This window comes from uncultured Actinomyces sp. (assembly GCA_900541895.1).
GTDB lineage: Bacteria > Actinomycetota > Actinomycetes > Actinomycetales > Actinomycetaceae > Pauljensenia.
Genome location: UWSI01000022.1, coordinates 1 through 21193 on the forward strand (window position 1 = coordinate 1; position 21193 = coordinate 21193).

The 21193-nt window shown below is 57.9% G+C and carries 15 protein-coding genes; 2 read left to right on the forward strand and 13 right to left on the reverse strand.

Annotated elements, in window-relative coordinates; translation table 11 throughout:
• Positions 1-138: 138 nt before the first annotated feature.
• From guaA to QZR18_RS06260, 8 genes are all read right to left on the reverse strand, one after another.
• A complete protein-coding gene (gene guaA / locus QZR18_RS06225; protein ID WP_178704090.1) occupies positions 139-1710 on the reverse strand; it encodes a glutamine-hydrolyzing GMP synthase in 1572 nt (523 codons plus the stop codon).
• Between the two features lie 72 nt (positions 1711-1782).
• The gene (locus tag QZR18_RS06230; protein ID WP_178704093.1) at positions 1783-3168 is read right to left on the reverse strand and encodes a DUF6350 family protein; all 1386 of its coding nucleotides are present in this window, start codon (positions 3166-3168) and stop codon (positions 1783-1785) included.
• Positions 3165-4088, reverse strand: a complete 924-nt coding sequence (gene sucD, locus QZR18_RS06235; RefSeq protein WP_178704096.1) for a succinate--CoA ligase subunit alpha — start codon at positions 4086-4088, stop codon at positions 3165-3167. The genes QZR18_RS06230 and sucD overlap by 4 nt, the downstream gene beginning before the upstream one ends.
• Before the next feature lie 22 nt (positions 4089-4110).
• Positions 4111-5283, reverse strand: coding sequence for an ADP-forming succinate--CoA ligase subunit beta (gene sucC / locus QZR18_RS06240; protein ID WP_178704099.1), 1173 nt, complete (start codon positions 5281-5283; stop codon positions 4111-4113).
• An 87-nt stretch (positions 5284-5370) separates the two neighbouring features.
• Positions 5371-8112 (reverse strand): ATP-dependent helicase, encoded by a 2742-nt coding sequence (locus QZR18_RS06245; RefSeq protein ID WP_178704102.1) that lies wholly within the window; start codon positions 8110-8112, stop codon positions 5371-5373.
• A gap of 2 nt (positions 8113-8114) precedes the next feature.
• Positions 8115-9605: a DUF1846 domain-containing protein gene (locus tag QZR18_RS06250; protein ID WP_178704134.1), complete on the reverse strand. Its 1491-nt coding sequence runs from the start codon at positions 9603-9605 to the stop codon at positions 8115-8117.
• Positions 9606-9724: 119 nt separating this feature from the next.
• Complete coding sequence (locus QZR18_RS06255; RefSeq protein WP_178704105.1) at positions 9725-10381, reverse strand: response regulator transcription factor; 657 nt, start codon at positions 10379-10381, stop codon at positions 9725-9727.
• A 26-nt stretch (positions 10382-10407) separates the two neighbouring features.
• Positions 10408-11703, reverse strand: a complete 1296-nt coding sequence (locus QZR18_RS06260) for an ATP-binding protein (protein ID WP_295910690.1) — start codon at positions 11701-11703, stop codon at positions 10408-10410.
• Positions 11704-11831: 128 nt separating this feature from the next.
• Here QZR18_RS06260 and QZR18_RS06265 point away from each other — a divergent pair, with 128 nt between their 5' ends.
• Both QZR18_RS06265 and QZR18_RS06270 read left to right on the forward strand, forming a co-directional pair.
• On the forward strand, positions 11832-13439 hold the full coding sequence (locus QZR18_RS06265; RefSeq protein WP_295910691.1) for a PspC domain-containing protein: 1608 nt from the start codon (positions 11832-11834) through the stop codon (positions 13437-13439).
• An 11-nt stretch (positions 13440-13450) separates the two neighbouring features.
• Positions 13451-13954, forward strand: a complete 504-nt coding sequence (locus QZR18_RS06270) for a hypothetical protein (RefSeq protein ID WP_009408332.1) — start codon at positions 13451-13453, stop codon at positions 13952-13954.
• On the opposite strand, the gene QZR18_RS06275 is transcribed toward QZR18_RS06270, so the two are convergent.
• From QZR18_RS06275 to QZR18_RS06295, 5 genes are all read right to left on the reverse strand, one after another.
• On the reverse strand, positions 13951-16422 hold the full coding sequence (locus QZR18_RS06275; RefSeq protein ID WP_178704110.1) for a TIM-barrel domain-containing protein: 2472 nt from the start codon (positions 16420-16422) through the stop codon (positions 13951-13953). The two genes, QZR18_RS06270 and QZR18_RS06275, sit on opposite strands and share 4 nt — an antisense overlap.
• 93 nt (positions 16423-16515) lie before the next feature.
• The gene (locus QZR18_RS06280) at positions 16516-17208 is read right to left on the reverse strand and encodes a YesL family protein (RefSeq protein WP_178704113.1); all 693 of its coding nucleotides are present in this window, start codon (positions 17206-17208) and stop codon (positions 16516-16518) included.
• Between the two features lie 4 nt (positions 17209-17212).
• Positions 17213-18199 carry a carbohydrate ABC transporter permease gene (locus tag QZR18_RS06285; protein WP_178704116.1) on the reverse strand — a complete coding sequence of 329 codons (987 nt, stop codon included), beginning with the start codon at positions 18197-18199 and terminating at the stop codon, positions 17213-17215.
• Between the two features lie 26 nt (positions 18200-18225).
• Entirely contained in the window at positions 18226-19236 is a 1011-nt protein-coding gene (locus QZR18_RS06290) for a sugar ABC transporter permease (protein WP_178704119.1), read from the reverse strand.
• A 27-nt stretch (positions 19237-19263) separates the two neighbouring features.
• Positions 19264-21084: an alpha-glucosidase gene (locus QZR18_RS06295; RefSeq protein WP_295910694.1), complete on the reverse strand. Its 1821-nt coding sequence runs from the start codon at positions 21082-21084 to the stop codon at positions 19264-19266.
• Between the last annotated feature and the right edge of the window lie 109 nt (positions 21085-21193).

The following is a 21193-nucleotide window of genomic DNA, read 5'->3' on the forward strand; positions in this document are numbered from 1 at the left end:
CCCCACCGAAACAACTGGGACTAACCCTCCACCAACTCTTTTTGTCCTTTAACCCCTATTTTTATCCCTAGCTCAAAGGCCCGGGAGTGCTCACCAGAGCGCTCCCGGGCCCACGCGTTTAAACCAACACGAAAAGTTTCATTCCCACTCAATGGTTGCCGGCGGCTTGGACGTGACGTCCAGAACCACGCGGTTGACCTCGGCAACAGAGTTCGTGATGCGCGTGGAGATACGAGCCAACACATCGTAAGGCAGGCGCGTCCAGTCGGCCGTCATCGCATCCTCAGAGGACACGGGACGCAGCACGATCGGGTGACCATAGGTACGACCATCACCCTGAACGCCAACGGAGCGAACATCAGCCAGCAGGACAACCGGGCACTGCCAGATCTCTTGGTCCAGGCCAGCAGCTGTGAGTTCCTCGCGGGCAATCAGGTCCGCAGCGCGCAGGATATCCAGGCGCTCACGCGTCACCTCGCCGATGATGCGAATACCCAGGCCGGGACCCGGGAAGGGCTGGCGGTTCACCAGGTAATCGGGCAAGCCGAGCTCGCGGCCAACCGCACGGACCTCGTCCTTGAACAGAGTGCGCAGGGGCTCGACCAGCTCGAAGGTCATGTCCTCGGGTAGACCACCCACGTTGTGGTGGCTCTTGATGTTCGCAGCGCCCTCGCCGCCGCCAGACTCGACAACGTCGGGGTACAAGGTGCCCTGGACCAAGAACTTCACTTCGCCACCGGCGGCGCCGACCTCTTCGATGACCTGCTTCTGGGCGGCCTCGAAAGAGCGAATGAATTCGCGGCCGATGATCTTGCGCTTGGTCTCAGGATCGGTAACACCCGCCAAAGCAGACAAGAAACGCTCGGACTCGTCACACGTGATGACGCGGATACCCATGCCGCGTGCGTAGTCGTTTTCGACCTGCTCGCGTTCGCCCGCACGCAGCAGGCCGTGATCGATGAAGAAGCAGGTGAGCTGATCGCCAACAGCCTTGTGAACCAGGGCCGCGGCCACGGAAGAGTCCACACCGCCGGAGAGCGCGCAAATCACCTGCGCGTCGCCGATCTGTTCGCGGATCTTCGCGACTTGCTCGTCAACGATCGAGCCAGGCGTCCACGTGGGCTCGATCCCCGCGCCCTTGTAGAGGAAGTTCTTCAGAGCATCCTGGCCGAACTGCGAGTGGCCAACCTCGGGGTGCCACTGCAGGCCGTAGAGGCGACGCTCGCTGCATTCGAAAGCTGCAACCGGGGTCTCTGCAGTCGATGCGGTGACGGTGAAACCTTCGGGCGTGCCCTGAACGGCATCGCCGTGGCTCATCCACACGACCTGCCCTTCGGGAGTTCCGTCAAACAGGCAGGATCCGCCTGAAACCTGCGCATCGGTGTGCCCGTACTCGCGGGTTCCCGTGCGTCCCACGGTTCCGCCCAGCGCATGGGCCATGGTCTGGAAGCCATAGCAGATTCCCAGAACCGGCACTCCGGCCTGGAAAATCGCGGGATCAATAGAAGGAGCGCCCTCTTCGTACACGGATGAGGGACCACCGGACAAGATGATTGCCGCGGGCTCTTTCGCAAGCATTTCGGCGACCGGCATGGTGTGCGGGACGATTTCCGAATAGACGCTGGCTTCGCGCACGCGACGAGCAATGAGCTGGGCGTACTGCGCACCAAAATCGACAACAAGAACGGGATGAAGATCAGCTGAAGTCACCCCACCATGCTACCTGCTTCGTAGCCTCTTCGACGAGGCCAAGTAGCGAGCACTCCCCCACACCAGGTTGGTTTAGTTGCTGGGTACGTCCTCTTCTTCCGAGGCCTGAGCCGCATCGGCGTCTTCAGCGGGCTCCTCCGCTGGCTGAGTTTCGTCAGCGACGTTCTCAGCGACTTCGTCCTCACGGGGCGTCTCAGGGGCAAGTTCCGCAGGCGCAACTGCCCCAGCTGCGGCCTCGTGATGGTGACGCTCATGGACCCGCGCTTTCCCCGCACCCATAAGCTCACGCGCCCACGCCACGCTCACCGGGTGCGAAAGCGCCACGGTCAGCAGGATCCCAAGCGCCACCTCGGCAAAAAGGCACAGCGCAGAAAGCGACATGCGGGGCCCCAAGTAAGCCAAGCGCCCATTTCCCAAAACCAAAGCCGAACCCAAGGAAGTCACCAAGTAAACGGCTGCGATGACCACAGCGGCAATACCGCCTTGGTAGAGGTCATCAAGAAGTGATTCACTGCCCTTGCGCAGACGCAGGTAGACACCAAGCGCTACGCCAAACACGATCAGCGTAAGGACCATCCAGTTGCCGGGGGCACTTGCGGGGGTCGCACCGAAAAGCGGAATTGCCGGGATCGGCCCAACGGGAGCAGAAGCCGGCGAATGCAAGGCGTCGCTACCAAGGTAAAAACCGGGACCGGAAAGCCAGGACAGTGCCCACACAATTGCGTTCGGAATGAAGAGCAGCTGCGCGACAACGATCATGATCGAATCAACCGCCGAGGTCGACAGCAAAAGCTGGTCGATCCCACGGATCTGTGACCAGGACTGGGTCACCGAAAGCAGCAGGAAAAGTCCGCCATAAATCGCCAGAGCCCACGATGCGCGCAAGCCAGTGCGCACTCCAACGCTGACCCACCTCGGTAGTTCAAAGCGAAGCTCAAGATTCTTGGGCGCACGCGCGACCTCCCAGGCGGCCGCAATCAAGGGGATCAAAATAGCCAGGGGAAGCGCGCCCCACACACTCACGTGCGCACCAATTCCACCGGCCAAAAACAGCGCAGTCACGGTGAAACCGGGAATTGCCATCCATTGCGACGCAGGGGAAAAACGCCGTCCCTGCAGAAGGAGCAGCTTGGTCAGGGCAATCAGAAGCAGCACAAACAGCAAAGGCACTGCGCGATAAGAGACGTCGCCCGAGATCACTCGCGCTCCAAGCGAAGCGCCCCACAGGTCTGAGGCAAAGTGGAAGGCGTCCTCCCAGGTGGTGGACACCATCCACTGATTCGAGGACACCGCAGCGTAGGCGATCAGGGTCGGGACAACGACCAGTGCCCAACCCAGCAGAGCCGCCTCGATCCCGGACAGCATCGAGCGCGCCCAACCCTGCGGAAGGGCAACGCGGATGGTCGGGCGGGCGGAGACTGTTGTGACCGTCGTACGCGCGGTGGGATCCTCACTCATCGAGCAGCCAGCGCCTCACGTGCCAAAATCGCGGTCTGCGAAGGGGTACGACCAACCTTCACGCCAACCGCTTCCAGTGCCTTCGCCTTTGCCGAGGCCGTACCAGAGCTTCCCGACACGATCGCGCCCGCGTGGCCCATGGTCTTGCCTTCAGGGGCAGTAAATCCCGCAATGTAGGCGACGACCGGCTTGGTCATATGCTCGGAGATCCAGGCTGCGGCGCGTTCTTCGGCGTCACCACCGATCTCACCGATCATGACAACCAGGTCGGTATCGGGGTCGTTTTCGAAAGCTTCCAGTGCATCGATGTGGGTGGTCCCCACAACCGGGTCACCGCCAATACCAATGCAGGTGGTAAAGCCCAGGTCGCGCAGCTCGTACATGAGCTGGTAGGTCAAGGTACCCGACTTAGACACCAGACCAAGGCGGCCGGGTCCCGTGATATCGGCGGGGGTAATGCCCACATTAGACTGTCCGGGGCTAATGATTCCGGGGCAGTTCGGGCCGATCAGGCGCACGCCACGCTCAAGCGCGTAGTCAACGAATTCGGTCGAGTCTTGAACGGGAATACCTTCGGTGATGACGACCAGGGTTTCAATTCCGGCATCAATGGCTTCGATGGCAGCGCCCTTAGCGAATGCCGGGGGTACAAAAACAACCGAAACATTCGCACCGGTTTCCTCGCGAGCCTGTGCAACGCTTCCAAACACGGGAACCTCAACATCACCGGCAACGCGATTTTCAGCGCCCGGGCCGTAAGGCTCAACGTGGAAGGTCACCGAAGTGCCGGCCTTGCGCGGGTTTACACCGCCGACGATATTTGTGCCGGCTGCCAGCATACGGGTCGTGTGCTTTTGGCCTTCTGATCCGGTCATTCCCTGAACAATGACGCGCGAAGAGGAATCAATAAAAATACTCATGAGTTTTCAGTCCCGTCCCGTCTCAGGCGTTCGCGGCCAGTTCGGCAGCGCGGCGTGCTGCGCCGTCCATTGTTTCTTCCATGTGAACCAGGGGGTGTGCGGCAGCAGCCAAGATTGCACGGCCTTCCTCGACCTTGTTGCCGTCCAAACGGACAACCAGAGGCTTAGAGGCAGCATCTCCCAAGGCTTCCAAAGCACCCACGATTCCGCGAGCGACTTGATCGCACGCGGTAATTCCGCCAAAAACATTGACGAAGACAGAGCGAACCTGATCATCACCAAGGATGACGTCCAAGCCCTTGGCCATAACCTCTGCCGAGGCACCGCCACCGATGTCCAGGAAGTTCGCGGGCTTGACACCCCACTCTTCACCGGCCAAGGCCACAACGTCCAGGGTGGACATAACCAGGCCGGCACCGTTACCGATCACGCCGACTTGGCCTTCCAAGCGCACGTAGTTCAGTCCGGCTTCCTTCGCCATAGCCTCGCGAGGATCCTGCGCAGACTTATCGGCAAAGGCCGCGTGTTCGGGATGACGGAAAGCAGCGTTGTTATCCAGTGACACCTTGCCATCCAACGCCAGAACATCGCCCTGTTCGGTCAGAACCAAGGGGTTGACCTCAACCAGGGTGGCGTCTTCGCCTCGGTAGGTATCCCAGAGCTTGATCAAAACGGGGGCAAGCTTCTCGACGTGCGAACGATTGAAGCCGGCCTCACCCAGAATTTGAGCGGCAACGTCTTCATCAATGCCAACCTTGGGGTCCAGGCCAACGCGGGCCAGAGCTTCGGGATGCTCACGTGCCAGGGTCTCAATATCCATACCGCCCTGCGCCGAGCACAATGCAAGCTCACGACGCTCGGAGCGATCCAGCAGGATCGAGAAGTAGAACTCTTCGGCAATATCCGCGCCCGCAGCGATGAGGACTGAGTGGACGGTGTGACCCTTGATATCCATGCCCAAGATTGCTTCGGCCTTTTCACGCGCTTCTTCTGCGCTGCGAGCCAGCTTTACGCCGCCGGCCTTGCCTCGGCCGCCGATCTTCACTTGGGCTTTGACCACCAGAAGGTCGTTGTCGGCCAGCAGCTTCTGCGCTGCCTCATAGGCCTCATCTGGGGTGCGTGCAACGATTCCCGCAAGTACGGGGACGCCGTGAGCAGCGAACAACTCCCGTGCTTGGTATTCGTAGAGATCCATTGTGTCCCTTCACTTTGTGCCCGAAGGCGCTGCCTTGCGCGGTTACCACGTGAACTGTGGCGCGCAACTTCCTTAAGCCTACCGCGACTAGATCTTTTCCATGGGGGCCATCCGCAGCAACAGGCGTTTTTCAGCCGACGCGAAGGCGACTTGAGCAATGGTGCGCTCCCCCGCTCCTTCGAGGCCGATGACCGTACCTTCACCCAAAGTTGCGTGCCGGACGCGATCGCCCACGCGCACTTCCTCTGGGTTAAGTGTGTTTTTCGGAGCACTTGTGCCCATTGGCCGCGAAACTGCAGTTCGCGCTGCGGGCACGCCGCGTTTCCCGCCGAGGCCTCGGCCGGCAAGCGGGCCGCCATCACCGCTACCGGATCCACCACTGCGTCCGCCAAAGACGGGACCGCCATCGTCATCGCGGCGCGAGTATCCGTAATCTGCCTGATCTGAGCCATAGCCCCCAGACCTGCCCCCATAGGAAGAGCCGTAAGCGGAACCCGAGTAACCGCCATAGCCACCCGAACCGTATCCGGAACCGCCGCCATATCCACCGCGCAGGCGTTCCATCGAGGTTAAGGATCGACGAATGTCCAAGAGCTCGACGGGAATGTCATCCAAGAATCGCGAAGGGGGCATTTCCTGGGGCGCTCCCCACGCGCTTCGCACAGCCGCACGCGTCAGGTAAAGCTGCTTGCGGGCGCGAGTGATAGCGACATAGGCCAAACGGCGTTCTTCTGCCAATTCTTCGGGGTCGCCCAGCGAGCGTTGGTGCGGGAAAGTGCCATCCTCCATACCGGTCACGAAGACGACCGGGAATTCAAGGCCCTTCGCGGTGTGAACCGTCATGAGCGTGACCTGTCCACTCCCGCTTTCTTCCTCGGGAAGTTGATCCGAGTCAGCAACCAGGGCTACGCGCTCAAGGAAGCCTGCCAAGCCGACCTCACCGCTGGTCTGGACGTAGTCCAACGCAACCGCGTGCAATTCGGCAAGGTTTTCCACTCGCGAGGCATCCTGCGGGTCTTGGGAACGTCGCAAAGTCACAAGATATCCCGTCCGGTCAAGGACTTCTTCGAGAATCTCCGCGGCGCTTGCACCGGCTTGTTCGGCGCGTCGCATGGCTTCAATCAGTCCCCAAAAATCTGCGATCGCCGATGCCGCGCGCGGGCTCAGCCCGGCCACTCCCCCTCGTGCTTCCTCGGCCTCTTCCTTGGGAAGTTCCGCCAAGGTCAGGCCGGTTCCTTCTGCTTCTCCGAGGCCTTGGCCCTGAGAAATCCAGCAATCCCGGGCGGCCAGGCCCATTGAAATTCCATAGCGGTCGCTGTGGGCAATGAGGTCGGCTTCTGCCTTGGCGCCAATCCCACGACGAGGAGTGTTGATAATCCGCCGCAGCGCAACAGTGTCGTCGGGGTTTGAAATCACCTGAAGGTAGGCCAAAGCGTCTTTAATTTCCGCACGTTCGTAGAAGCGAGTACCCCCTACAACTCGGTAGGGAATACCTTGGCGAACCAACAGTTCTTCGATTGCTCGTGATTGTGAGTTCGTCCGATAGAAGACGGCGATATCTGCCCAGCGGGTCCCGGCTGCCGACAGTTTTTCCATCTCTGAAACGATGAAACGCGCTTCGTCGCGATCCGAATCCGCTGCGTCAACCGTAATCAGCGCACCGTCCCCCGATGCCGTCCACAGGTTCTTTGCGCGGCGGCCTTCATTTCGAGCAATAACCGCGTTGGCAGCGGACAAAATGTTTTGGGTGGAACGATAGTTTTGCTCGAGCAAAATGGTCCGCGCACCCGGAAAATCTCGCTCGAACTCTTCGATATTGCGAATCGTTGCACCACGGAAAGCGTAGATTGACTGGTCTGAGTCACCGACAACCGTCAGCTGCCCCGGTTCCACCCCATCGTCCCCGGTGCCCACCAGTTCGCGGACCAGCACGTACTGTGCATGGTTCGTGTCTTGATACTCATCGACCAAGATATGGCGGAAGCGACGGTGGTAGTGCTCGGCGATCGCCGGGTTGTCTTTGAGCAGGCGCACCGTACGCGAAATCAGGTCATCAAAGTCCAAAGCATTGGACTGGGCAAGGCGCTTCTCATATTCTTCATAGGCCGAAGCGACAACTCGCGAAATCGGATCATTCGGCGCGGTATCTCGGTATTCCTGCCAGGAAATGAGCTCGTTCTTAAGGTCTGAAATACGCGCGGCAACCAGCTTGGGCGTGAATCGTTTAATATCGACATCCGCGCTCTTAAGCACCATCTGGATCAGGCGCTGCGAGTCCTGCGAATCGTAGATGCTAAAAGTCGAGCGCAAACCGGCCGCACGGTATTCCGCGCGAAGTAATCGCACACACGCCGAGTGGAAAGTCGACACCCACATCCTGCGCGCGGCTCCCCCGCCCACCAGGGCCTCGACGCGCTCGCGCATCTCAGCTGCTGCCTTATTGGTGAAGGTAATCGCCAAAATCTCGCCCGCACGGGCTTGACCGGTTGCCAACAGGTACGCAATCCGATGTGTCAGAACGCGTGTCTTCCCAGAGCCCGCACCGGCCATGATGAGCAAAGGAACGCCCCGATGCTCGACCGCCGCACGTTGCTGGTCATTCAAGCCCTTGAGAAGGCTTTCAGGGTCACTGTGCTGCGTCCAACTACCGTGGCCGCTCGCCTGGCCCCATTGAGGCGATCCCTGATCCGAAGTAGCAACAGAAGAACCCGCTCCCACGCCCATTTCGTTGCTCGAGGAGCTTGGGTCGTAGAGGGGAAGGTCCTCAGCCTGATCGGAACCGAAATCGAGGAAAGAGCCGAGATTGGGAAGTGAGTGATCCTGATCCATTTTCAGTGCTTGTGGTAGACGCCCTTGGTTGCGTGAACGGGTTCGGCAGTGACATTCATACCGAGCTGGCGAAGAATGCCTTCATCAACGCTGCCCAGCAGAACTGAAGAGTGCACATCGCAACCAGCCAGTTTCGACAGCTGGTTCAAGGCCGCTGCTGCACGTTCGTTGGAGCGCGCGGATCCAGCCAAAGCGATCAGCACCTCATCGGTGTGCAAGCGGGGATTGCGGCTGCCCAAGTGCTCAGTCTTGAGCTTTTGAATGGGCTCAATCTGCTCGGGGGCAAGCAACTTCTCATCATCGTCAATACCCGCAAGGAGCTTCATCGCATTGAGAAGCATTGCAGAGCAGGGCCCCAGCAAGTCCGAGGTCTTTCCAGTAACAATGCGTCCGTCGCTCAATTCCATTGCAGCAGCGGGATATCCAGTTTCACGCGCGCGCTCAAGCGCGGGGGCAACAACCGGGCGGTCCGCACTGCTCAGGTTTATTGCGGTCATCAGGCGAGCCGCACGCTCAGACTGTACGGGCGGAAGATCCTCGCGCGCTTCCAAGGCCAAAGCCTTGTACCAACGGCGAATAATTTCCTGCTTCGAGGCCTCGCGGCAGACCTCGTCATTGCTGATGCAAAAGCCCGCCATGTTGACGCCCATGTCGGTGGGTGACTGGTAGGGAGAGGCCCCCATGATCTTCTCGAGCAGGCGACGAAGGACGGGGAAGGCCTCGATATCGCGGTTGTAGTTAACCGTCGTTTCGCCATGAGCCTTCAAGTGGAAGTGGTCAATCATGTTGACATCATCCAAGTCAACAGTGGCCGCTTCGTAGGCGACGTTGACGGGGTGATCCAAGGGAAGATTCCAGATCGGGAAGGTCTCGAACTTCGCGTATCCCGAGGTCATTCCGCGCTTGTGATCGTGGTAGAGCTGAGAGAGGCAGGTTGCGAGCTTGCCTGAACCGGGACCGGGAGCGGTAACAATAACCAGCGGACGAGTCGTATGGACGTATTCGTTACGCCCCAAACCTTCGTCAGAAACGATGAGATCGATGTTATTGGGGTAGCCCTCGATGGGATAGTGACGCGCGACCTTGATTCCGCGGGCTTCGAGCTTGCGCTTGAAGGCATGCGCTTGGTCGTTGGAATCACTCCAGCGGGTGATGACGACATTGCCCACGTACAGCCCGTATTCGCGGAACATATCGATGTGACGGAAGACGTCATCTTCATAGGTGATTCCCAGATCTTCACGCATCTTGCGACGCTGGAAATCCAAGGCGTTGACGGCGACGACAATTTCGGCCTCGTCAGCAAGCTCGGCAAGCATGACAATCTTGTTATCCGGGGTGAATCCGGGAAGAACGCGAGAGGCGTGCATGTCATCAACGAGCTTGCCGCCAAACTCCAAGTACAGGGTCCCACCGAACTGCTGGCGACGTTGCGCAATGTGTTCAGATTGAAGGGCTAGATACTGATCGCGGTCGAAACCGATTGCGTGCATGATCGCCACTCCCAAGGCATCGTGGTGCAAGGACTACTCATGGTATCGCCCCTACCCCGCATCTTTGTCCATGAAGCGCCCAGCACGCGGGTGAACTTCACCGCAAGGCACCTGAAAGACTAAATGATGTGTCTTTGCATGGCCCAGTGCGTGAGCTCATTTCGATTCGATAGCTGTAGCTTGCGCAGCACGGCAGACACGTGTGTTTCCACGGTTTTGATAGAAATAAAGAGCTCAGAGGCAACCTCTTTGTAGGGGTATCCACGCGCGATGAGACGCATGACTTCCTGCTCCCTAGCTGACAGCACATCCAATTCATCATCGTGAGCGGCAATGGGGGCGCCCGCCCCTCCGAAAGCATCCAAAACAAAACCGGCCAAGCGCGGCGAAAAGGCAGCATCTCCCGCGGCAACGCGCTGGATGGCCTCGACAAGCTCAGGGGTCGAGATCGACTTGGTGACGTATCCGCGAGCGCCCGCACGAATGACCGATACAACGTCTTCGGGGGAATCTGACACCGAGAGCGCAAGGAAACGGAGCCCCTCAACGTCACCGCACGAGGCCGCAACCTCAGCGCCGCCGCCACCGTTTCCTCCAGGCAGGTGAACGTCCAGGAGGGCGACATCCGGCGTGAGGGCGTGGCAGGCCGCAATAGCTCCCTCAACGTCGCTCGCCTCGCCAACAATGTCAAAATCGGCGCCACTGGATTCGAGCTCAGCGCGCACGCCCGCACGTACCAAGGCGTGATCATCAATGACCAGAATCCGAATTGTCATGGAATTGTCTCCTTCAGCGGGCATCGTCACTCAAGTGTATCTACAGGCATGGAGAGATGGACCTCGGTTCCACTGGCTAGATGGCGGATTTGAGCGGTTCCTCCTGCTCGTTCCATGCGGCCGAAAATCGAATTACGCACGCCGTGACGGTCCTCGGGAATCGCAGAGATATCAAAGCCGTCTCCACAGTCTTTAACGAAGATCTCCGAACACTTCGGCCCCACTTCCATGTAGACGCTCACGGGCGGACGTGCATGGCGAATTGCGTTGGAGACGGCCTCGGAAGCAGCGGCGACCATCGCCAACTCACCGGGACCTGGGCGTATATCGGAAACCGTCACAACGCCGACTTCAACACCAAAAGTTGTCTCCAGCGTCGAAATTGCCTCGCGCAGGGCCTCGGCAAGGGAATCTGCCGCTTCTTCACGCCCCGTGTACAACCACGAGCGCAACTCGCGTTCCTGCCCCAGGGCCAGCGCTCGCACGGAGCTTGGATTATCGGCGTTATTGCGGATCAACGTAAGTGTTTGGAGGACAGAATCGTGCAGGTGTGCGGCCACGTCAGCACGCTCAGCTTCGCGTTTCTCGCGCTCTTTCGCTCGCGTGTTTTCTTGGGAAGTTCTCACCCAAAGGGGAATGATCGCGACTCCAAAGGAGAGGATCAGGGAGCCACCCAGGATTGCACCTCGTGCCATATCCCACGGTGATTGCCCACGGAATGAAGCCAGTACCAATCCACTGGCAACCAAGATCATTCCGGCCAGAGTGATGAGGATGAAGAGCGGGTTTTTCCATGAGTGCGCGCGAGTACTCTGCGTCCAAACTGCCGCGATTCCACCAAGGACTAGGACCGCTGCGGCAATATCGCGCAGTCCCGCTACTCCCGTAAAAAGCAGGTAGGCAATTGCAAGGGCAAGACCCACCGCACCCAATCCGACCAAGAGCATGCGCAAGTTGCGTTGGTCGTATTCGCGGCGAACGATTTCTTCTGCCGAGGCCAGCGGAACACGCAGGCGTTCGGGGGCGCTTTGGGCAATGCCGGGATCGTCGGGAAGAGTAAGCCACAGCCAGAGATACAGGAAAAGCGGAACTGCCAAAGCCGGTAGGGCCGCGACGAAAGCAAAGCGAATAATTCCGGCAGACACCCCGAGCATCGAGGCAATTCCCGCACAGACCCCGCCGATCCAAGGCAGAGGCATATCGGTTGAAGACGCGCTGGAACGATGCAGAACACGTGTGGGTTCGCGCAGCTCTGGTGGGTTCCACTGATACCCACGGGGCTTCTGCTCGCCCGATTGCCACACTTGCTGCTCATTGCTCACATCTGTATCTTCACACGAATCGGGAGTGGAAGCGCAAGGCTGGGGAAAGAATCGGGGATCGATCAGGGCATCCCCCCATATCTTTTCGCCATCCATACGGGCACAGTGGAATCATGAACAAAGGATTCATGAAATCGTTGCGTTACTCCGGCTTCTTCCGTGGAGAGCCACGCGTCATCGGCGGCGTGTGCCAAGGTTTGGCACAGCGCTATGGATGGGACGTGAACTCCCTCAGAATTGCCGTCGTTGTTGCCGCGCTCTTCTTCCCCATAGTGTGCGCCCTCTACGCCTTAGCGTGGGTTTTCCTTCCCGAGGCCAAAGATGGCCGTATCCACGTTGACGAAATGCTCAAGGGCAATTTCGATGCTGCGATCATCGGAGCAATCCTCTTAGCGGTCTGTGGCGGTGGGACTTCAGGAATCGCGCTCGGCATCTTTCACGCTTTCGTGTGGATTCCTCTGTTTCTGGTCTTCCCTGTCGCAATTGTCGTGATTGCGGTCCTGCTTGCAAAGCCCAGGCAGACTGGCACTGGCCCCGCACAGGGTCAGTACTGGAGTGCGACACCACCGGCGCAGCCATCCTTCCAGGCGGCCTCATCTTCCTTTACTCCTGCCTCTCCCCAAGGAGAAGAAACCATGCCAGATACAATTCCTGATTGGCGTACGCAGGGTGGCCCGACATCTTCGGACTACTATTCTTTCCCTCCCGCACCGCCTTCGGCGGCACAGACAACAGCGGCTCAGGCCCCTGTGCACGCTCCTTCCGTTCAGACTCCTCCCGTTCAGACTCCACCGGTCCAGACTCCCTTCACCCCCGGTGAATCTCAGCCCCAGGCCTCGGGACAAACAATTCCGCAAAGCGCAGGAAAGCGTTTCGCGCCCTTTGTCACGCAGCCCGCACTCCGCTCTCGAGTCGTCCCCCGCGCTTTGGTCTTATGCGTCTACGGGCTGGTCTTCCTTGCACTGGCAGGAACTTTCTTCCTGCTCTACCGAAATGGATACAGCACCCCGGAACAGGTTGATCGAAGCGTACAGATTGCCTTGACTGGCGCGGCCGCCTGCCTGCTCATCGTCGGCATTGCACACCTGATCGCCGCTCTTCGCGATCGTTCCTCGGTCATGCTCACCATCTTGTCGGTACTAGGCATGTTCTTCGCAATTCCAGCGCTGCTGGGAGGCATGGCATACTCCACCGCCGCTCCGCTCCACTACTCATCCGTGGCGGGAAACATTGATACCGATGCCGATTGGCGCTCAGACACAATTGGAAGTTCCAACGGTTCCAATGTCATCAATCTAGAGCTTGACCTCTCTCATGCGCCCGATGGTCTGACCAAGGACATCACCGTTAACTCCCAGGTGATTCCCTACGCGAACATCCGAGTTCGCGACGGTCAGTCCATTCGCATCGTTGCTCAGAAGCAACCGATTACCTTCGATCTTGATCTCAGTGGCGACCAAAAGTGGAAGGGCTTCGACAGTAATAGCCCCACAGTTCTGACCTCTCCCAGCTGGAAGGAAGGTCAGGGGATCACTGTTTACCTCAATGCAAACCAGCTTGTCACCCTGGACATCGACGAAACGGGAAGCTCTGTCGATCGGGATCCCTGGCCTTCCGCGGTTCCTTCGCCCACACCCAGCGCCGCTCCTTCCACGGGAACTTCTCCATCAGCCAGCCAGAGTCAGTCGCCTTCACCAAGCGCGTCCTCTGAATCACCCGCAGCCGGCCAGCACTGAAAGGAATTGTCATGAGTACAAACGACTTTGACCAGACCACTCCCCTGCCGGTTGGCGACGATGAAACAAAACCGCTGCCTTCCTTCGCAGATGCTCCGATCGAGGACCAAAAAACTACTGCCGAGGCTGACACCGAGGCCGATATCAGCACCGAGGCCGAGGCGCCCGACACTTCTACAGCCTGGACAGGCGCCGCGGCAGGCGCGGGGGAAGGGGCGACGCCCGACTTTACCCCGGCCTCGGAACACACATTTGAGCCGCAAAACACCCCAATTGTTCCCCCCGCTCACGTGTGGTCAGCCGAGGACGTGAAGGAAGCTCCCTATCGGGGCGTGCGCATCGGGCAGCTACTCTGGGCGTGCATCATCATCTTCACTGCTATCGCACTGATTGCCATGGCTTTTGTCAAGGCGGCAAACCTTGCGCTGGTTGCCATTGGGACCCTGGCGATCATGGGTGTGCTCCTCATTATCATTGCGGGAGTCAGCACCGTGATGACACACAAGAAGCGCTAGCTGCGAAGCAAAATCTCCTCGATCATTTCGATCACTGAGGCGGGCATTTCCGAGCGGAATATGCCCGCTTCTTTTCCTCTATCCAGAGTGCGTAGCTGTGGAAGTGCCCGACGCCCTAGACGACGCACCATCGCGTAGGCATCATCTTTCGCCAGAGCATCCATCTCGCAGCGAAGCAGCGCCTGGTAGATATCGTTTTCAACAGGGTTTTCCGCAAAGGTGGGACGCTTTCCACCCGCAAAGGAAACTTCTAGCTCCTTGCTGGCCTCGGCCTCGTGAATTGTCACGCGCGCGCTGAGGGTATCAGGATCGTAAGTAAACTCAGCGGACTCTCCGTTGACACTCACCTGCGTTGGTTTCTCAATGCCTCGCATGGTCACGGTCCACGAGCGGAGCGCGGGCAGCGCATCAGTGCAGCCCTTTGCGGGGTGAATGGTCAGCGTTCCACAGGCGTCGTTGTAAACGATCTTGGTTCGCACTTCGCCGCTGCGCTGCTCGCAATTGACACCTGGGTAGCGGCCATCATCTTCACGCAGGGTGAAGTGTCCATCAGCACCGGGGAAGACAAGGATTTCCAGCGCTTGGGGATTCCCGCAATCGTTAATGTTCTGATCCAGCTCTTGGAGGGGGACAATCCCGCCTGCGGGGGCAAAAACAGGAAGAAGTTCCAGTGGCCGCCAAACATTCAGGCGCAGCCCACCATCCATTTCGGCGTCGTAGCGGCGTCCGGTAAAGAAATCGAACCATTGGCCGCGCGGGAACCACATGCGCGTGCGCTCCTGGCGCGTGTTCGTATCGCGCGGGGTCACCACGGGAGCAACCATCAACTGCGTGCCGAACATGAATTGTTCATGCACGTCGTAGGCGATCCCTTCATCTGGGTGAGACCAGTACATGGGAGTCACCAGCGGCGCGCCCTCGCTGGCGGCACGCCAATTCATTGTGTGTAGGTAAGGAATGAGGCGGTGACGCAGGATCAGCGCATCGCGCATGATATCGCGCACGGGTTGCTGGAAATTCCACGGTTCCTTGCCCACGAAAGGCGACAGACTCGAATGCAGTCGGTTAATCGGGCTGAATACACCCAGCTGGTACCAGCGTGCTTCCAGTTCTTCGTCGCGCACGCCCAGCATGTGTCCGCCAATATCGTGGCTCCACCAGCCATATCCGATATTCGAGGCCGTTGACGTGAAGTAGGGCTGGAATTTCAAGGATTCCCAGCTGACAACTGTGTCTCCGGAGAAGCCCACGGGATAGCGGTGCGATCCTGGGCCCGCGTAACGGCTGAGAATCAGCGGGAGCTCGTGATCCTGCCCCTCACCTTCTGAAGATGCCGCGACCATGTCCATATAGTGCAGGTAGTTGAGGATCCACAGCGGGTCCAGACCTTTTTGACGCGAAACACCGCCCTGTTGCCAATCGATCCACCAAAAATCGACGCCATCAGTCTCCAGATCATGATGCATGTCGAAATAGGCGCGAATGAAGCTCGGATCTGTCAGGTCGAACTCCACCGGTTCTTCGCTGGCCGGGTCAATTCCCATTGTTTCGGCGGCCTTGGGATAGGCATCCTCACAGGCACGTATTCCATCGCGGGGATGCACATTCGCAGAAATACGCAAGCCTCGATTATGCAGGGCTTCCGTAAAAGCTTGAGGATCTGGAATTAGCTCGCGATTCCACGAGTACCCGGTCCATCCTGAGCCAAAGCGTGGATCAACATCGGTGATGTGCCAATCCATATCCAAAACAGCGGTTGTGAATGGAATTCCTTCCGCATCGAAACGATCCATCAGCGCGAGGTACTCATCCTGCGAATAGGGGTAGTAGCGGCTCCACCAGTTCCCCAAAGCCCAACGCGGCAGAAGTGGAGTCGGACCGCTCAAACGGTAGAAGTCGCGAATGGCATCTGCGTAACGGTTCCCGTAGCTGAAGAAATAGATATCAATTTCTGAGTGGCCGCGCGGACGTGTCACGCAACCTGCCTTGCACGCAGCTTCATCACTCTGCAAGAGATTCGATTTCGAGTCATCCAGGACCGCCCATCCATCACGACTGATCAGTCCCATGCCCAATTCGCAGGCCCCGTTCACACCATCCAGAGTGCGCGCGGTCCCCTTGAGGTTTTCATGCGCCTCATCTCCGTAGTGCCACGTGGTCCCAAAGCCTCCTCCCGCGTTCTTAACGACAGCGCTCAGCCCTTCTTTGCTAAAGCTCTGACCGTCAAAAACCAGGCGGATGGAAGAGGTCTCCCACACGTGCATTCCGCCTCGCTGGGAGTAGGTAACTTTTGGAGTTTCCCCGAAACTGCGGTTGAGGACGACCTGCGTCGCCTCGTCTTCAAAGACTCCAGAATCCGACCACTCGAGGCGGACCAGGGCATCGGTCAGGAAGCCGATTCGCCACCGCTCCCCAACAAAAGTGGTCTGGGGGTTCATCTGCGCCTTCACAGAGGGGATGGGAAACATTGGGTCTCCTGGGTTACGGGTTTTTAGGTGGTTGGAAGAAGGTAGTGGGAAGGAAAGTTGTCGGGTTCTCTCATTGCCGAGGCCTCGGCAGGCTTAAGCGACTACTCCCCCGCGCTCAGCGACGGCCTCGTCGGCAGGGTTTGGGGAGGGTCGGTCCTTGACGCTCATTCCCGGCAGCCCTCCAAAACTATAGATGACTGCCTGGACAGCAAAGATCGGAACCGCAGCACCGAAGACCATAAACACGCCCGGCCACTGACTCCAGGTCCAGCCGATGATGACCGTGAAGGCAAGAAGAAGCAGGGTGCACAGCGGGCGGGCCACTGTCATGTTCAGCGACATACGAAGAATCCAAGGAAGGGGTTCATCGAAATTCGCACGTACTGACCATGACAGCGCTGCCACGGTCCAGAACACAAGGTTGAGTAAAAGCAGAAGGCCCGAGACGCCAACGCCGATGACTCCACCCAGGTCGTTCCAATTCACCAGGTAGTAGTCCCACGCCAGGGCGAGGCCGATGAGCAGTTGCACCCAACCGAAGAGATTGGCCTGGGTGAGTTCGTCTTTCCACGCGCGGTGAAACACCGTCCATGTCTGGCGAATGCGCCACGACTGATCCTCGTCGATAAGCCACGTCCGAAAGGTCGCATATGCTGCGGCGATTGAGGGGAAGAATCCTCCCAGGATCAGTCCCATGAGCGTGTGGACGAGCATCGCAACGTTGACGACAAACACCATCAGCACGATGCGGCATAAACGCTCGTAGGTCAGGGCAGCTCTGGTCATTGTTCTAGCCTTTGACGGCGCCGATCATGACGCCCTTGTTGAAGTACTTCTGCAAGAAGGGGTAGATGATCAGCAGAGGAATTGTCGAAACGATAATCACGCCGAACTTGATCTGATCCGCAAAGTTCTGCGAATCCATTGCTGTCATTCCGACTGCGCCAACTTGCGTCTGGTTCGCCAACAAAATGTTTTGCAAGACGTTTTGCAAAGGCTGCAGGTTCTGGTCGCGAATGTAGATCAAACCGGTGAAGTAATCGTTCCAGTGCCCGACGAAGTAGTACAGGCCAATAACCGCGATAATCGCCGTCGACAGTGGCAACACGATCTTGTTGAAATACCCGAAGTACGACAGTCCGTCGACCTGCGCCGCATCATGAAGTTCTTCGGGGATCGAGGCCTCGAAGAAGGAGCGGGCAATGATCATATTGAATACGCTGAAGGCCCCCGGAATGATGAAAACCCAGATGCTGTTCAGCAGTCCCAGCTGTTTCATCAGCAGGTAGCTGGGGATCAGGCCGCCGCCGAAGAACATCGTGAAGGTAAAGAAGAACAAGATCACGCGACGCGGCTTGAATTCTTTACGGGACAGGGCGAAGGCTGCCGGAAGCGTGACGATCAGGTTCACTGCTGTGCCCAAGAGCGAGTAAAGCAAGGTGTTGCGGTAGCCAATCCAGATACGCGTATCTTCCAAGATCTTCAAGTACCCCTTGAAATTAATGCCCTTGGGGAGAACCGTGACTTTACCGGTCGATACCAAGTTCGGGTCTGAGAAAGACGCGACAATGATGAACCACATCGGGTACAAAATTGCCAGAACAATGGCCGCGATGATCAAAGCGATGATTCCATCAATGATCCAGTCAGAGGCAGAGCGCGTTCGCCACAATGCGCCAAGGTTCTTCTTGGGCTTCGGTTCGCTTGCCCTATCCCCCGATGTTCCCTTCCCGGCCGTGTGACCGGAAATCTTTGCGGCAGGTGTTGCTGCAGACATGATTCAGTCCTTTCTTCACGCCGGTTCTAGAACAAGCTGGTGTCGCTGGTCTTCTTTGCAATCTTGTTCGCGGTCACCAGGAAGATGAAGTTCACAACGCTGTTGAACAAACCGATTGCCGTGGAATAGCTGTAGTGGTGGGCCAAGATACCGATGCGGTAGGTATAGGTGGCGATGACTTCAGAGGCCGGGATATTCAGCGTGTTCTGCATCAGCCAAACCTTTTCAAAACCAACACCCAGCACCGAGCCCATATTCAAGATCAGAAGGATTCCCGCGGTCGGCAAGATCGCCGGGATGTCGATGTATCGAATCAACTGCATTCGCCCGGCACCGTCGATTTTCGCGGCCTCGTAAAGCGCGGTGTCGATTGATGACAGCGCAGCCAAGTAGATGATGCAGTTCCATCCGGCGTGCTGCCAGATTTCGCTCATCCAGTAGATGGGCGTGAATGCAGAGGCGGTTCCCATGAGGTCCGCGCCTCCGAAGAACTTACTGATCAAACCGGAATTTGGCGCAAGGAAGATATTGAGCATCGAGACCATGACCACTGTCGAGATGAAGTGAGGCATGTAGGTAATGGTCTGAACGAAAGTTTTCGTTCTCTTGCTTGAGATCTGGTTGATCAGCAAAGCCAGAATGATCGGGGCGAAAAAGCCCATGACCAGGGTCCACAAGCTGATGCGTAAGGTATTGCGGATGATCTGCCAGAACATCGGGTCTTTGAAGAACTGATTAAAGTACTTCAGTCCTTCCCACTTTCCGCCCGTAATGCCCTTGCTGACATCGAAGTCACGGAAAGCCAGCTGGATTCCATACATTGGCCCGTAGCTGAAGATCAGGACCAGAATGATCGCCGGCAAAACCATGATCCACAACTGCCAGTACAGTCGGAAATGGTTCGCGAGGCCCGCGGGAGTCCACCAGGGAGCCCCCTTAGCCTTCGGCGTCTTCTTCACTTTTGTGCTGGCCTGCTTAGAGGCAGGGGTGGAGCGTAACGGCTCTGTGCCGCGTGGCTGAACTTCTGTGGTGGACATAGCAACCTCTTCGTTTCGTCCAAGAATTTAGCCGAGTATGTAAGCGAAGGCCGTCCACGGACGCAGGTGGCGATCCTGCAGTTCCTCGCATGTGAGGGCGGCATCCTGGTTAGTGATGAGGACGCGCTCACGCAGAGGCTCCCCCACCAGTTCTGCAACTTCTGTTGGCAGGTCAACGGTGTCACTGGACAGATTGGCAACGACGACCAAGCTCTCATTCCCCAAGTGCCTTGTGAAGGCGTAGACGGAGTCAGAATCTTGCGCAATTAATTCCCAGTCTCCGGCAACAACAATGTCTTTGGTGTGCCGCAGCTCAATGAGTCGCTTGAAGAAGTGGTAGACCGAATCGGGATCGTCTTGCTGATGCTTTGCGTTAATGACCTCCTTGTTTGCATTGACGGAAATCCAGGGGGCCTGCCCGGCGTCTTCATCGATGAAACCTGCATAGGCTGTGTCATCCCATTGCATGGGAGTTCGCGAATTATCGCGACCCTTGAGAGCCAGCGCATTCATCATTTCGTCATGCGTCAAGATCCCCGCTTCTTCGACATATTGCCTGTAGTGGTTCAGGGATTCGACGTCGCGATACTGGTCGAGGCTGGTAAAGCCTGCGTTCGTCATTCCCAGTTCCTCCCCCTGGTAAATGTAGGGGGTTCCCTTGTGCATATGAAGGACGAGGCCAAGTGCCTTTGCGCTTCGAGAGCGCAGTTCTTCCGTACTGTCGTCTCCCCAACGCGACACGACGCGGGGCTGGTCGTGGTTGCAGTAGAAGAGGCTGGTCCATCCGCCGTCGCGCACAATTTCTTCGTAGCCCGCGAAGACATTGCGTAGGTCGCGAACCTTCCACGGCACGACGGACCACTTCCCTGCTGGACCATCGTCATCAATGCCAACGTGGTCGAAAAGGAAGAGCATGTCGAGTTCTTCGCTGGCTGGGTTGGTGATGTGTGCTGCGCGGGTAATGGAAATACCCGGCCCCTCGCCGACGGTCAGGAAGCCTTCCCGACCCGCAAAGACGGCCTCGTACATTTCATGGAGAAACTCATCCAAGCGCGGGCCATCCGTGCAGAAATCAAAGGGCGAGGAATATCCGTCGGAGCCGACGGCGTAAATTTCCTTATCGGATCCATCGGTTCCGGGGAGCATTCCACGGCTATCCAATGTCTTGGAGATCTGACTGATGACGTCCATGCGGAATCCGTCAATTCCGCGGTCCATCCACCAGTTCATCATCTCGTAGACCGCCTGGCGAAGTTCGGGTCGTTCCCAATTGAGGTCGGGCTGTTTGGCCGAGAACTGATGGAAATAGTATTCACCGCGCTGCGGATCATAGGTCCACGCAGATCCACCAAAATAGCTCCCCCAGCTATTGGGTTCGGCTCCGATTTCGCCAGGGACATGCCCTTCCTTTGCGGGCATCCACCAATACCAGTCTGCTTTGTCGCTGGTTTTGTCACGGGATTCGATGAACCACGCGTGCTCATCAGAGGAGTGGTTAACCACCAAATCCATAATGACTTTCAGGCCCAAGCTGTGGGCGGTGCGAAGCAGTTCATCCATGTCATCGAGAGTGCCGAACATGGGGTCGATGTTCTGGTAGTCGGCAATGTCGTAGCCGTTATCATCTTGGGGCGACACGTACATGGGGCACAGCCAAATTACGTCAATGCCAAGTTCTGCCACATAGGGCAGGCGCCGGGTGATTCCTTGGATATCACCGATCCCGTCGCCATTTGCATCCTGAAAGGAGCGCGGATAAATCTGGTAGACCACAGCGTTCGACCACCAGGGGGTCTTCGCCGCAGCGTTGCGAGTCGCAGCGAAATCAGCATTTAATTGCTTTGTCATCGCAATAACTTTCTCAGTCGTCAACATTGCCGCATGTTCTTGCGAGGGGTTGGAGGCGCGTCTATGCGCTACCCCTTTAGCGTAACAAGTACGCAATCCTTGCGCAAGT

Coding starts and splice junctions, on each gene's coding strand:
- sucD (WP_178704096.1), bottom strand. CDS start 4,088: ATGAGTATTTTTATTGATTCCTCTTCGCGCGTCATTGTTCAGGGAATG.
- QZR18_RS06230 (WP_178704093.1), bottom strand. CDS start 3,168: ATGAGTGAGGATCCCACCGCGCGTACGACGGTCACAACAGTCTCCGCC.
- QZR18_RS06285 (WP_178704116.1), bottom strand. CDS start 18,199: ATGTCTGCAGCAACACCTGCCGCAAAGATTTCCGGTCACACGGCCGGG.
- QZR18_RS06265 (WP_295910691.1), top strand. CDS start 11,832: ATGAAATCGTTGCGTTACTCCGGCTTCTTCCGTGGAGAGCCACGCGTC.
- QZR18_RS06255 (WP_178704105.1), bottom strand. CDS start 10,381: ATGACAATTCGGATTCTGGTCATTGATGATCACGCCTTGGTACGTGCG.
- sucC (WP_178704099.1), bottom strand. CDS start 5,283: ATGGATCTCTACGAATACCAAGCACGGGAGTTGTTCGCTGCTCACGGC.
- QZR18_RS06280 (WP_178704113.1), bottom strand. CDS start 17,208: ATGACCAGAGCTGCCCTGACCTACGAGCGTTTATGCCGCATCGTGCTG.
- QZR18_RS06270 (WP_009408332.1), top strand. CDS start 13,451: ATGAGTACAAACGACTTTGACCAGACCACTCCCCTGCCGGTTGGCGAC.
- QZR18_RS06295 (WP_295910694.1), bottom strand. CDS start 21,084: ATGACAAAGCAATTAAATGCTGATTTCGCTGCGACTCGCAACGCTGCG.
- QZR18_RS06290 (WP_178704119.1), bottom strand. CDS start 19,236: ATGTCCACCACAGAAGTTCAGCCACGCGGCACAGAGCCGTTACGCTCC.
- QZR18_RS06275 (WP_178704110.1), bottom strand. CDS start 16,422: ATGTTTCCCATCCCCTCTGTGAAGGCGCAGATGAACCCCCAGACCACT.
- QZR18_RS06245 (WP_178704102.1), bottom strand. CDS start 8,112: ATGGATCAGGATCACTCACTTCCCAATCTCGGCTCTTTCCTCGATTTC.
- QZR18_RS06250 (WP_178704134.1), bottom strand. CDS start 9,605: ATGCACGCAATCGGTTTCGACCGCGATCAGTATCTAGCCCTTCAATCT.